Annotated in this window: 8 protein-coding genes; 4 read left to right on the forward strand and 4 right to left on the reverse strand. The window is 72.9% G+C overall.

Translation table 11 applies throughout. The annotated features are described in order from the left end of the window. Positions 1-162: 162 nt before the first annotated feature. Positions 163-3,384 (reverse strand): tetratricopeptide repeat protein, encoded by a 3,222-nt coding sequence (locus tag ACWD0Y_RS33810; RefSeq protein ID WP_450264094.1) that lies wholly within the window; start codon positions 3,382-3,384, stop codon positions 163-165. Between the two features lie 105 nt (positions 3,385-3,489). Here ACWD0Y_RS33810 and ACWD0Y_RS33815 point away from each other — a divergent pair, with 105 nt between their 5' ends. Next, entirely contained in the window at positions 3,490-5,511 is a 2,022-nt protein-coding gene (locus ACWD0Y_RS33815; protein WP_450264095.1) for a thioredoxin domain-containing protein, read from the forward strand. 353 nt (positions 5,512-5,864) lie between these two features. Here ACWD0Y_RS33815 and ACWD0Y_RS33820 read toward each other — a convergent pair whose 3' ends face one another. Together ACWD0Y_RS33820 and ACWD0Y_RS33825 are read right to left on the reverse strand one after the other, a co-directional pair. Next, positions 5,865-7,055: a glycosyltransferase gene (locus ACWD0Y_RS33820; protein WP_450264096.1), complete on the reverse strand. Its 1,191-nt coding sequence runs from the start codon at positions 7,053-7,055 to the stop codon at positions 5,865-5,867. Then, positions 7,052-8,305, reverse strand: coding sequence for a glycosyltransferase (locus tag ACWD0Y_RS33825; protein ID WP_450264097.1), 1,254 nt, complete (start codon positions 8,303-8,305; stop codon positions 7,052-7,054). Before ACWD0Y_RS33825 ends, ACWD0Y_RS33820 begins: the two co-directional genes overlap by 4 nt. Positions 8,306-8,685: 380 nt before the next feature. Between ACWD0Y_RS33825 and ACWD0Y_RS33830 the strand changes: the two genes are divergently transcribed. Beyond that, positions 8,686-10,179 (forward strand): ArnT family glycosyltransferase, encoded by a 1,494-nt coding sequence (locus ACWD0Y_RS33830; protein WP_450264098.1) that lies wholly within the window; start codon positions 8,686-8,688, stop codon positions 10,177-10,179. Then, a complete protein-coding gene (locus ACWD0Y_RS33835; protein WP_450264099.1) occupies positions 10,176-12,644 on the forward strand; it encodes a galactose oxidase-like domain-containing protein in 2,469 nt (822 codons plus the stop codon). The genes ACWD0Y_RS33830 and ACWD0Y_RS33835 overlap by 4 nt, the downstream gene beginning before the upstream one ends. 67 nt (positions 12,645-12,711) lie before the next feature. On the opposite strand, the gene ACWD0Y_RS33840 is transcribed toward ACWD0Y_RS33835, so the two are convergent. Further along, the gene (locus ACWD0Y_RS33840; RefSeq protein ID WP_450264101.1) at positions 12,712-13,347 is read right to left on the reverse strand and encodes a TetR/AcrR family transcriptional regulator; all 636 of its coding nucleotides are present in this window, start codon (positions 13,345-13,347) and stop codon (positions 12,712-12,714) included. Positions 13,348-13,461: 114 nt separating this feature from the next. On the opposite strand from ACWD0Y_RS33840, the gene ACWD0Y_RS33845 reads away from it, so the two are divergent. Next, on the forward strand, positions 13,462-13,656 hold the full coding sequence (locus ACWD0Y_RS33845) for a hypothetical protein (RefSeq protein ID WP_450264100.1): 195 nt from the start codon (positions 13,462-13,464) through the stop codon (positions 13,654-13,656). Positions 13,657-13,681: the final 25 nt, after the last annotated feature.

Consider the following 13,681-nt stretch of genomic DNA (forward strand, 5'->3'; position numbering starts at 1 on the left):
CCTTGAACCCGCACTGCGCGTCGGAGAAGCGGGCGGCGAGGGAGGAACGGAGGATCAGGTTGTACGTACGCGAGACGAACTCAGCGGGCTGGATCTTCCAGCCCGCCCGGCGTCCGAGGACCTGGGTCCGGGGCACGACCCCGGTCCCGGTCCCTGGAGGACTCAGCCCCGCGCCCCGTCCACCGGCACCCCCATCACCTCGCGCGCGTGCCGGTTCGGCACCATGCCCAGGCGCCACGCCTGCCAGCCCTCCGCCAGGTCCACGCCCCGCTCCAGCACCAGCCCGTACGCCTCCGCGCAGTCCTCCAGCTTGCCGTCGCGCGACGGATGCCCCGCCCGGACCAGCTGGGAGAGCTCCTCCTGGGCCACCGCCGTGCCGACCTCCGAGCCGCCCGGCGATCCGAACGGCAGCAGCGTGCAGCGCAGGAAGCGCGCCCAGTCCGCACCGCGATGGTCGGCGTACGACACGAAGAGGCGGATCGCCTCGTCGCACAGCTCCAGCGCCTGGACGGGCCGGTTGTTGCCCGCGTCCACGATGGCCAGCTCCAGACACGTCCACGCCTCGCCGTGGGGGACACCGATGCGGTGGAAGTCCGCGCGGGCGTCGGCCAGGAGCTGACGGGCGAAGCCGGAGTTGCGGAGGTTGCCGGTCTGCGCGGCGCGCTGGTCACGGGTGACGCGCCCCGAGTGGTGGCGGGCGCAGGCCAGCCCGTACACGTCCCGCATCCGGGAGAACATGCCGCGCGCCCGCTCCAGCTCACGCACCGCCCGGTCGGCCTCCCCGAGCTCCTCCAGCGCCTGCCCCAGGTAGTACAGGGTCCACGCCTCACCGCGCGCGTCCTCCGCCTCGCGGTGACGGGACAGGGCCTGACCCAGCCGGTCGGCGGCCGGAGAGGGATCGCCGTCCACCAGGCGCGCACGGGCCAGCTGCGTCAGGGCCCACGCCTCGCCGCGGCCGTCGCGCGTACGCCCGTACAGATCCAGCGCCTCGCGCAGCCGCTCCTCCGCACGCGGTACGTCGCCCATCCGCAGGTACACCTGGCCGAGCTGGAAGTGCGCCCACGCCTGGCCGTGCAGGCTCTCGCTCTCGCGGTGCAGGACCAGGGAGGTGTCCAGATGGCCGACGGCCACGGCGAGGTTCGCCCGGTCGCGCTCCACCGCGGCCAGCGCGTGCAGCGTCCACGCGCGGTCGGCGGCCAGGCCGTCCGCCGCCTGGAGCGCGAGCGCCTCGCCCAGCTTCGCCACGGCCTCCGTCAGGTTGCCCTGGTGGTGGAAGGTGATGCCGAGCGAACACAGGGCGCGGGCGGCGCCCGCCTCGTGCCGGGCCTCGAAGTACAGGTCGACGACGGAGGACAGCGTCGTACGGGCCTTGTCGAGCTCCCCCAGCTGGCGGGCCGCGATGCCCGTGCGCCACTGCACGGAGCGGACCAGCAGCCCCTGGTCGACGGCCTGCGTCAGCTCGCTGATCTCCCCCAGGCGGTAGAGGTCGCCGCGCAGCAGGCAGTAGTCGCACAGCGCGCCCAGCAGGTTGAGCACGGCCTGCTGGTCGACGCCCTCCGCGTGGCGCAGGGCCGCCGTGATGAAGCTCGACTCGTCGTCCAGCCAGCGCAGGGCGGCGTCGAGGGAGGTGAAGCCGTGGGCGCCGAAGTGGTCCGCCCGGGTCGAGGTCTTGCCGTCGACCAGCCGGATCACCGAGTCGGCCAGCTCGCCGTAGTCGCGGATCAGCCGCTCCTGCGCCGCCGCCCGGTCCGCCGGCTCCTCCTCGTCGGCCAGCCGCTCCTGCGCGAAGGCCCGCACGAGATCGTGCAGGCGGTAGCGGCTGCCCCGCACATGGTCGATGAGACCGGCCCGCGCCAGCGCCGACAGCAGCCGCTGCGCCTCGTGCTCGTCGGTGGCCAGCAGCGCCGCGGCCGCCGCCGCCCCCAGACTCGCCCGCCCGGCGAGCGCCAGCCGGCGCAGCAGGCGGCGGGCCGGCTCCGGCTGGTCGGTGTAGCGCAGCCACAGCGCGCGCTCCACCGGACCGACGGGCCCGTACGCGGACAGGTCCGCGGCCAGCGCACGCGGAGCACGCGGGCCCAGCGAGGAACCCGCGACGCGCAGCGCCAGCGGCAGCCCGCCGCACAGCTCGGCGATCCGGTCCGCCGCCTGGGCGTCGTACGGCCCCTCCTTCTCCTCCGCCACCTCCCGCAGCAGCTCCTCCGCGCCCGCACTGTCCAGCGCCTCCACCGGCAGCCGGTGCACCCACGCCGGGATGTCCGCGGGCAGATCGAGCGGCTCCCGGGCCGTCACCAGCACCAGGCTGTCCGAGCGCTCCGGCACCAGCGTGCGCACCTGCGCCGCGTCCGACGCGTCGTCGAGCACCACCGTCACCGGCAGCCCCGTCAGATGCTGGTGGTACAGGTCGGTCAGCCGGCGCAGCTGCTGCTCCTGCGACGCCCGCTCCCGGAAGAGCAGCTGCTCGCGCGGCGCCCCGAGCCGGTTCAGCAGATGCAGGAGCGCCTCACGCGTCGACAGCGGCGGCTCGCCCGCCGTGTCGCCGCGCAGATCCACCACGCACGCACCCCGGAACTGGTCCCTCAGGTGGTGCGCCGCCCGCACGGCCAGCGTCGTACGCCCCGAACCCGGCGCGCCGTGCAGGACCACGACCGTCGGCCGCGTCTCGGTGCTCGCCCGCGCCGCGTGCACCCACTGCGCGATCTGCGCCATCGCCGCCCGGCGCCCCGCGAACGGCCCGTCGGGCTCCGGCAGGTGCCCGAAGGACTGCTCCAGTACGGACCGCCTGCGCGCCGCCTGGCTGCGGTCGGCCCCGCGCAGCCGGCCGGCGGCGGCGGTGGTCTTCCGCGCCGGGGTGGTGCGGGTCGCGGCCAGCAGAACGTGCTGCTGGTCCAGGAACGGCCGTATCCCCCGTACCTCCAGCGCCGTCAGCCACTCCAACCGCAACTGTTCCGGCCCGCCGGGCTGCGCCATCGCACCGGCCCTCCGATGGGCGGCGGGCCAGTGCGCGGCGGTGACCTTGGCGACGGTGGCGGCGGCCCCGGCGACCGCGACGACGGCCCCGGCGCCGAGCGCGGTGCCCGTCTGCGTACCGAGCGAAAGGTCCGCGCCGAAGGCGGCGACGGCGGCAACTGCCGTGATCAGCGCCGGAGTCGAAAGATCCGTACTGCCGAACCGTTCCGCCAGCGACTGCCGCCCGGCCTGCGCCTCGTCCAGCGCCTTGACGTACGCGGCGTACTCCTCGCCCGCGCCGGCCGCCATCGAATCCAGCGCGGCCCGCCCGCGCACCAGCAGCGCCTGACCGTCGACGCGGCCGCCCGACCGCCGCGCCTGTTCCTCGACGGCCCGCACCAACAGCCGCTCGGCCTCGGCCCGGTGGCTCTCCCGCATGTGCGTCCCCCTCCGAGAGCAACGATTGCGCGTCAAGTGTCCTGCCCGGCGCGCGCCAGCGCGAGAGATCAGGGGGATCGGGCGGGGGTCATGCAGGATGGAGGTATGCCGAACCGACTGGCGCACGAGACGTCCCCCTACCTCCTCCAGCACGCAGACAACCCGGTCGACTGGTGGCCGTGGTCGCCCGAGGCCTTCGAGGAGGCGCGAAGGCGGGAAGTTCCGGTGCTGCTCAGCGTGGGGTACAGCAGTTGTCACTGGTGCCATGTCATGGCGCATGAATCCTTCGAGGACGAGCCGACCGCCGCCTACCTCAACGAGCACTTCGTCAACGTCAAGGTCGACCGCGAGGAACGGCCGGATGTGGACGCCGTGTACATGGAGGCCGTGCAGGCCGCCACCGGGCAGGGCGGGTGGCCCATGACCGTCTTCCTGACCGCCGACGCCGCGCCCTTCTACTTCGGTACGTACTTCCCGCCCGAGCCCCGTCACGGCATGCCCTCCTTCCGGCAGGTGCTGGAGGGCGTCAGTGCCGCCTGGACCGGTCGGCGGGGAGAGGTCGACGAGGTCGCCGGGAAGATCGTGCGGGACCTGAGCGGGCGCTCGCTCGCGTACGGGGCGCCCGAGCTGCCGGGGGAGGAGGAACTCGCGCAGGCGCTGCTCGCGCTGACGCGCGACTACGACGCCACGCACGCCGGATTCGGCGGGGCGCCGAAGTTCCCGCCGTCCATGGTGCTGGAGTTCCTGCTGCGGCATTACGCGCGTACCGGGTCCGAGGGGGCCCTCCAGATGGCCGCCGACACCTGTGAGGCGATGGCGCGCGGCGGAATGTACGACCAGCTCGCCGGCGGCTTCGCCCGCTATTCGGTCGACCGCGAATGGGTCGTGCCGCACTTCGAGAAGATGCTGTACGACAACGCGCTGCTGTGCCGGGTCTACGCCCATCTGTGGCGGGCCACCGGATCGGACCTGGCGCGGCGGGTGGCGCTGGAGACCGCGGACTTCCTGGTGAGTGAACTCCGTACGCAGGAAGGCGGATTCGCGTCCGCGCTGGATGCGGACAGCGACGACGGCACGGGCAGGCACGTCGAGGGCGCGTACTACGTATGGACGCCGGAGCAGTTGCGTGAGGTGCTCGGGGAGCAGGACGCGCAGTTCGCCGCGCGGCTCTTCGGGGTGACGGAGGAGGGGACGTTCGAGGAGGGGGCGTCCGTGCTCCGGCTTCCCGTGGGGGAGGAGGCGGCCGACGCGGCGCGGGCGGCCGATGTCCGGGCGCGGCTGCTCGCGGCGCGCGGGAAGCGGGAGCGGCCCGGACGGGACGACAAGATCGTGGCCGCGTGGAACGGGCTCGCGATCGCCGCGCTGGCCGAGACCGGGGCGTACTTCGACCGGCCGGACCTGGTCGAGCGGGCGACCGAGGCCGCCGATCTGCTGGTGCGGGTGCACATGGACGAGGGGGCCCGGCTGGCCCGTACGTCCAAGGACGGGCGCGTGGGTCCGAACGCCGGTGTGCTGGAGGACTACGCGGACGTGGCGGAGGGGTTCCTCGCGCTGGCGGCGGTGTCGGGCGAGGGGGTGTGGCTGGAGTTCTCCGGGTTCCTGCTGGACATCGTCCTCGACCAGTTCGCGGGGGAGGACGGGACGCTGTACGACACGGCTCACGACGCGGAGAAGCTGATCCGGCGCCCGCAGGACCCGACGGACAACGCGACGCCTTCCGGGTGGACGGCCGCGGCGGGCGCGCTGCTGGCGTACGCCGCGCACACGGGGTCCGAGGCGCACCGCAGCGCCGCGGAGCGGGCGCTCGGCGTCGTGAAGACGCTCGGGCCGCGTGCGCCGCGGTTCATCGGGTGGGGCCTCGCGGTGGCCGAGGCGGCGCTGGACGGGCCGCGCGAGGTGGCGGTGGTGGGCGCGGGCGACGACCCGCTGACGAAGGAGCTGCACCGGGTCGCGCTGCTGAGCGGGGCGCCGGGGGCGGTGGTGGCGGCGGGTGAAGTGGGCAGCGACGAGTTCCCGCTGCTGGCGGACCGGAGGCCCGGCGCGTATGTGTGCCGGCACTTCGTGTGCGATGCGCCGACCTCGGATCCGGGGGAGCTGCGGGAGCGGATGGGCGAGGCTTCCCGCTAGCCCGCCGCCGGTGCCCTGCCGCGCGGAGGTTTCCCCCCGCCCCTTCCCGCTGTGATTCCTGCTGTGACAGCGTGCGGTTCCGCCCCGGGCCCAGGTCCTCGGACGCCGGACGGGCCCGGAAGCGGCCGGGTTGAGCTCGCCCGAGCCGGGTTGAGCTTGCCCGAGCCGGGGTTTGCCCGGCTCGGGCTGCCGCGCTCCGAGAAGCCGGCGCAGTGGAATCCGGCCCGTCCGGTGGCCGGGGCATGCCCGGAGGGCGTCCGGGTTCCGGGGGCCGCTCCGTCCTGCGGGGTCCGGGGGCCGCTCCGGCCCGGGAAGGGGCGGGCGGGGGAAAGCCCCGCCCGCCCCGCCGCGCGTCAGCCGCCCGCAGGGTCCGGGAGCGGGGTCTCGGCCGGGAGCGGGACCGGGGCCCGGCGGGTCCGTGTCCGGCGGTAGAGCCAGCGGTCCACCAGCAGGAAGCGGCCCGCGAAGACCACCACCATGCTGATCGCCGTGGCGGGAACGGGCGCGAGGCCGCCCCAGGCGATGATCAGCGCCGCCAGCGGCAGGCGGGCGACGAGGTCGCCGTTGCCCACTGCCGCGAACGTGAGCAGCCGCACCGACCTGCGCCGGTGGCTCCGCCGCAGGCGGTAGAGCAGCGAGTCCACCAGGACGAAGTTCCAGAGGAGGCCCGCCTGGTTGGCGATGATCTCGGCCGGGGCGTAGTGCAGGCCGCCCGGCCCGTCGAGCAGCCACAGCAGCGCCAGGTTCGGTACGAACCCGGACAGGCCGATCAGGCCGAAGACCGCGACCCGCGCCCGCGGATCCGCGGTACGCAGTGTCACCAGGTGGCGCAGGAAGCGCAGGCCCTCCCGCACCGTCGACTTGGACTCGCCCGCGTGCCGCTCCCCGAAGGCGTACGGCACTTCGGCGATCCCGCGCGGGCGGCACCGTACCGCCAGTTCGAGGAGGATCTTGTAGCCGAGGGGCTGGAGGCCGTCCTCCCCGGTGGCGGCCCGGTCCACCGCCTCCCGGCGGATCGCGAAGAAGCCGCTCATCGGGTCCGTCAGACCGCGCAGCGCCTGCGGGAAGAGGGACTTGGTGAGGGCGGTCGACGCGCCGGACACCAGCATCCGGTAGCCGTCCGCGAGTCCGGCCCGGCTGCCGCCCGCCGCGTACCGGCTGGCGACGACCAGTTCCGCGCCGGCCGACGCGCCCCGTGCGACCAGCTCCGGCACGAGCTCCGGCGGGTGCTGGAGGTCGGCGTCGATGACGACGATCCAGGGGGCGGTGGAGCGGGCGATGCCCTCGACGACCGCCCCGCCGAGGCCGCCCGTCGCCACGGCCCGGTGGTGCAGGACGACGGGCAGCGGGCTGGACCGGGCGGCGTCCTCGACGACCTGGCAGGTGTGGTCCGTCGAGTCGTCGGCGAAGATCACCTCGGCGGTGAGGCCGGCCGTGGTGACGGCCGCACCGATCCTGCGCAGCAGCTCCCGGATGTTGCCGGCCTCGTTGAAGGTGGGCACGACGACGGACAGGTCGAACGGCTGGGCAGGGTCCTCCGTCACCGCGCCTCCCGCTGGGGTTCCAGGTGTGCGCCGATGTGCGAGGTCAGTTCCCAGTCCCTGCGTCCGGTGTACTCGCGCCAGACGGCGCGTACCGCGGCCGCGGCGAGTACGACGGCGTACACCGGGCCGCCGACCGTCAGTTTCACGTACTGCCACGGGCCGATCCGGAAGCCGTACTCGCGCCCGAAGTCGTGCAGCGCGACGGCCTCGAAGACCGCCATCGCGGCCATCGGGACCATCGGCAGCCACGCGACGAGCGCGACGGGCAGGGGCACGCCGCCGAGCCAGGCCAGCAGCAGGCCCAGCGGGATCATGACGCCGGTGGCGGCCTGGAGGAAGGGCGTGGAGAGGGTGTAGCGGGCGAGGAGGCGCTGGCGCCGGCCCGGGAGGCGCCGCCATTCGCCCTTCCTGAGGACTTGCAGGAAGCCCTGGTTCCAGCGGGTGCGCTGTTTGTAGAGCGCGAAGAGCGTGTCGGGTGTCTCCTCGCGGGTGACGAGCGCGGCGTGGTACGCGACGACGACCCTGGCGCCGCGCGAGGACAGCCGTACGCCCAGGTCGCAGTCCTCGGCGAGGCAGTCGCCGTCCCAGCCGCCGGTCTCGCGCAGCAGCGCGGCCCGGACGAAGACGGTGTTGCCGCCGAGCGGGATGAAGCCCTTGCGGGCGTGCAGGTGCAGCCGGCTGCGGAACCAGAAGAAGTACTCCAGGCAGTTGCGCAGGCTGTACCAGCTGGTGTCGAAGTTGACGAGCTGTACGCCGCCCTGCACCACGTCCGCGTCGTCGCGGCGGAAGGCGAAGTCGACGTGGCTGAGCAGCTCGGGGTGGACGATGTCCTCCGCGTCGAAGACGCCGACGACCTCGCCCCTGGCGTACGGCAGCGCGGTGTTGAGGGCGCGTGGTTTGTTCTTGGTCTCGTGGTGGTCCACGACGGTCCGGACCATGTGCGGGTGCTCGGCGGCGAGCTGGTGCGCGATGGCCGCGGTGCCGGGGTCGTCGTGGCCGACGATCAGCACGATCTCGAAGCCGGGGTGGTCGATCTTCAGCATCTGTTCGACGGTGTGCCGCAGCACGGCCTCCTCGTGCCGGGCCGGGACGAGCAGCGAGAAGGACACTCCGTGGTGCCCGTCGGGTTCGGCGAAGGCCGTGGATTCCAGTGTCTCCGGCGTACGCCAGGCGTGGACCATCCACCAGAGTGTGACGCCGGCGGTGGCCATGAGTACGAACGAGTCCAGCAAAAGGACGGCGGAGACCATGAATTCCCCCCTAGGACTTCCTCAGGTCTTCCTCGGTGTTCTGTTTTCTCTCCCCGGCCGGGAAGCTAGCAGGTCATTGTTTTGGACGGCAACGACGCATGGGGGGCGCGGCGCCACCACAACCGGAATTTAAGATTCTTCTTATGTGGCGTGCCCGGTGTGTGCCATGCTGCTGCGGCATGCCCGGGTCCGGGGGGTCGGATCCTGGGGAGCCGCAGGCCAGGGGGGCCTTCGGGGGCGGGGGGATCTGCATGAGCAATGCTGTGCTGCGTGCCAATACCCAGGACAGTCCGGTATTACGAACTCGTCACGCCACGCCCGCATCCGGGGAAACTCCGCAGCCGCCGGGCAGTGCCGCATTTCTCAGGGATTTCCTCTGGGTGGCCCCGCTGCTGATTGTGGTCGTTTCCGTACGTGCGTGGAACATCGGCAATTTCCCTTTCCCCAATGACGACGAGGGCACTTATCTGGCCCAGGCCTGGGCCGTGCGCAACGGCGACCTCGCCCACTACACCTACTGGTACGACCACCCGCCGTTCGGCTGGATCCAGCTCGCGGGCCTCTCCTGGCTGCCCGCCTGGCTCTTCCCCGACCTGCCGACGTTCGTGCAGGGCCGGATCGCCATGCTGCCCGTCGTCGCCGCCGGCGCCGTCCTCGTCTTCACCGTCGGCCGCCGCATCGGCCTCGGCCGCCCCGCCGCCGCGTTCGCCGTGCTGCTGTACGGGCTGTCGCCGCTCGCCGTGGCCCTGCACCGGCAGATCTACCTCGACAACTTCGCCGTGGTCTGGGCGCTGGCCGCCTTCGCGCTCGCGCTCTCCCCGCGCCGTCATCTGTGGCACCACATCGCCGCCGGCAGCGCCTTCGCCCTCGCGGTCCTCTCCAAGGAGACGATCGCGGTCCTGCTGCCCGTCGTCCTGGTGACGCTCTGGCAGGGCAGCCACCCCAGGACCCGGAAGTTCTCCTTCGCGGGCTTCGGTTCCGGCCTGGTCCTCACCGTCCTGTTCTATCCGCTGTACGCGACGCTCAAGGGTGAGCTGGTGCCGGGCGCCGGCCACGTCTCGCTCCTCGGCACCCTCAGGTTCCAGCTCGGCGGGCGCGAGGGCAGCGGTTCCGTCTTCGAGGCCGGCACCGACGCCAACACCCTGGTCCTGGACTGGTTCTCACGCGACCCGTACCTGCCGGCCGCCGGCTGCGCGGCGGCCGTGGCCGCCCTCGCCGTACGCCGCCTGCGGCCCGTCGCCCTCGCCGTCCTGGCGCTGGCCCTGGTCGCGCTGCGCCCCGGCGGCTACCTGCCGCAGATGTACGTCGCCCAGCTGCTGCCCTTCCTCGCGCTCACCGTGACCGGGCTCGGGTGCGCCGTGATCGCCTTGGTCCCGGCCCGCCACTTCGCCCTGCGCCCGGCCGCGGCCGTCGCCGCCCTGGCGGTCACCGCCGTCTTCGTGGGCCCGCACTGGTACCGCGAGGACCGCGCCACCGTGCTCGGCGACGACAACGGCGTCTACCACGCGGCCTCCCGCTGGCTGCGCGAGGCGCCGGTCGCCGACCGCGGACGTACCCGCGTCGTCACCGACGGCGTGCTGTGGCTGGACGCCGTCGAGGCCGGATACCGGCCGGGCACCGGTGCCATCTGGCACTACAAGCTCGACCAGGACCCCGCCGTCGCGAAGACCCTGCCGCGCGGCTGGAGGGACATCGACTTCGTCGTGTCCACGCCCGCCCTGCGCGGCGAACAGAGCAATCTGCCCACGCTGCGCGACCTGTTCCGGCACAGCGAGCCGGTCGCGAGCTTCGGGGAGGGGGACGGCCGGATCGACATCCTCCAGGTCGTCGGCAAGGCCGGCCCGGCAGACACGCCCGAGAAGGGGGAGGGATGACCCCGTACAGGACCCCGTACAGGTCCCCGTCCAGAAGGAACACCGGCAGACGGTCCGGGCGCGGCACCGTGCGCCTGTTCCTCACCGCGCTCGCCCTGCTCGTGGCGGGGGCCGGGCTCGCGCCGCTCGACGCCCCGCCCGCCAGCGCGGCGCCCAACCTGATCTCCAACCCCGGCCTGGAAACGCTCGACGCGCAGGGCGGGTTCCCCGAGTGCTTCGAGAAGTCCGGCTGGGGCGACAACGACTTCACGTACACGGTGACGGACGACGCGCACGCCGGAGACCGCGCCCTGCGCATCGGCCTCACCCGCCGCACCGACGGCGACCGCAAGGCGATGATGCTGGAGAACGAGTGCGCGCCGAAGGTCACCGAGGGCCACCAGTACGACCTGTCCCTCTGGTACAAGTCGACGTCGCCCGACGTGGCGATGACGCTCTTCCGGCACGACACGACGGCGGGCTGGGTCTTCTGGGCCGACCTCAACACCCTGCCGCAGAGCGCGGAGTACGCCCGCACCGAGGTCCGCACCCCGGTCGTTCCCGCGAACACCGACCGGATCACCTGGGGCGCGGCCCTCTACGGCGTCGGCTCGCTCACCACCGACGACTACGCGATGGCCGACGCGACCGTCGTGCCCGAGCCGCCCGTCGACCCCTGCGAGGGCAAGGGGCCGGAGTGCAGGGGCGAGTGGACCGTGCAGACCGCGCCCTCGCCGGTGCGCGCCATCCACTCCGTACTGCTGCACACCGGGAAGGTGCTGCTGATCGCGGGCTCCGGCAACGACCGTGACGCCTTCGCCGCGGGCACCTTCAAGTCCTCCCTCCTCGACCCGGTGACCGGCAGGTACACGGACATCCCGACGCCCGAGGACTTCTTCTGCGCCGGACACGTCCAGCTGCCCGACGGGCGGGTGCTGGTGGTCGGCGGGAACAAGGACTACGCGTCGGCGGACGGCACGGTCGGCTACAAGGGGCTGCGGAGCAGTTACGTCTTCGACCCGAAGGTCAACAAGTACATCAAGGTCAATGACATGCTGGCGGGCCACTGGTACCCGTCGGCGACCGCGATGGGCAACGGCGACGTGATCTCGCTCGGGGGGCTGGGCGAGGACGCGGCCGGCACGGTCGTCAACGAGCACTTCAGTTACGCGCAGAACAAGTGGCTGCCGATGGGCGAGGCCAAGCAGGCCTGGTCGTTCTGGGGCCTGTACCCGGCGATGATCCTGCTCCAGGACGGCCGGCTCTTCTACAGCGGGAGCCACACCTTCGGCGTCGGCCTGCCCGGCACCGGGGCCTCGGTCTACGACTACGAGAAGGGCACGATCACCGACGTACCGGGGCTGCGGAAGAAGGACGAGCGCGATCAGTCGGCGTCGCTGCTGCTGCCTCCGGCGCAGGACCAGAAGGTGCTCACGGCCGGCGGCGGCAACCACACCGTGGCGCCCGACGCGCACCGCCTGGTCGACCTGATCGACCTGAAGGCCGATTCGCCCCGGTACGTCGCCGGGCCCGACCTGCCGCAGGGCAGGTACAAGGACGGCACCTTCCAGAAGGGGGACGAGGGCAAGGTCTACCTGTCGGCGGTGATCCTCCCCGACGGCAAGGTCCTGGAGACGGGCGGCGCGCTGCACACGTACCGCGAGGACCCGGTCTTCGAGGCGTCGATGTACGACCCGGCGACCAACACGTTCGAACCGGGGCTCGCCGCCGACCCGGTGCCGCGCACGTACCACTCCTCCTCCACGCTGCTGCCCGACGGCCGGGTGCTGAGCGTCGGTGACAACCCGGGCGACGGCTCCTTCGACCAGCGGGTCTCGTTCTACAAGCCGCCGTACTTCTTCAAGGGCGCCCGCCCGAAGATCACTTCGGTGGCCTCGCAGAACTGGGCGTACGGCTCGGCGCAGCGCATCACGGTCGACAAGCCGGTGGTCAAGGCGTCCCTGGTCCGCCCGGCTGCCGTCACCCACTCGTCCGACCCGAACCAGCGCCTGGTCGACCTCCCGATGACGGTCGACGGGAACACCATCGACCTCTCCCTCACCAGCAACCCCAACCTGGCACCGCCCGGCTGGTACATGCTGTCGGTCGTCGACGCCAAGGGCGTGCCCTCGGTGTCGAAGTGGGTGCGGATCGGTCCGCAGGGGCAGGTCGCGGCGGAGCGCGTGCAGCGTTACGCCGACGAGCTGGCGGCGGCGCCGAAGGCACCGGGGCACGCGGACCACGGGAAGCCGAAAGCCACGTCGGGCGTGAGGATGCCGGAGGGCTACGACGGCTGCGACCACGCGTACGGCGAGGTCAGCACGTGCGTGCCGTGGACGTTCCCGGAGACGGTGCCCGCGGCCGGCCGGTGCGCGTGGCTGAAGTCCAAGGGGTACGGCGTGCTGGACGTGCGGCGCGACCGGCACGGCCTGGACCGGAACAAGGACGGCAGGGCCTGCGGGAAGGGGGACTTCCGCACCCGGTGACCCGGCACACCCCGGCGGCCCGGGTCTCAGGCGGCCCGGGCCGCCGGTCCCGCCGGTCCGTCCGCGGTCACAGCCGGAAGCCGTTGCCGAGGGTGTCCAGCGTGCGGTCGACGAGGCCGGCCAGGTCGTCCTGCCGGCCGTGCTCGGCCCAGTACACGGTCGTCTCCATCAGGGCGGCGACGAATCCCATCGAGAAGACCCGCACTTCGAGTTCGTCCGCGCGCCGCCCCGTCCGCTCGGCCACGACCGCGCACAGCATGCGCCCGGTCGCGGACATGCTGTGCATCATCCGGGCGCGTACGGCGGGCACCTCGGTCAGCAGCTTCGTACGCAGCAGCATCTCCTCGGGCTCGTGGTCGAGCGAGTGCCGCAGGGCCTGGGTCACCACGGTCCGCAGGGACTCGACGAGCGGCTCGCCGGGCGGACGGGCGCGCAGGGCCGCTTCCATGAGCGGGTCGTACTCGTCGGTGATGACGATGTCTTCCTTGGCCGGGAAGTAACGGAAGACGGTCGAGGGGGAGACCTCGGCGGCCTCGGCGATCTGCTCGACGGTGGTGGCCTCGTACCCCTGCTCGGCGATCAGCCGGTAGGTCGCGGTACGGATCGCGGTCCGCGTCTTGAGCTTCTTGCGCTCGCGCAGACCCGGGCGGGGCGGGGCGGCGTCGGCGAAGGGGTGGGGGGTGTCGGCGGCCATGCCCGCCATTGTCGGGCATCGGCCCAGGAGCCGCCCCGGCTGTCGGTGGCGCATGTCACGATGTGTGTGGGGAAGGTGTACGGCCTGTGAATTCGGTCGGATGTGCGGAAGGGGGCAGCCGGGGTGCGGGGGATCGTCAACGCGTCGGCCGTGGTCGTGGCCGCGCTGTGCCTCGTGGGTTTCCTGCTGGGCGGCGGGGCCGCGGTGCTCGGGGTGGTGCTGGCGGCGGTCGCGGTCGTGGCATGGCGGGTTGTCGCGGGAGTGGTGGAGCGGCAGAACCGTGCCGTGCGCGAACTCAACGGAACACGTGCGGCGTGAGCACCGCCATGACGACGGTCGTCAC

Source organism: Streptomyces altiplanensis (assembly GCF_053591575.1).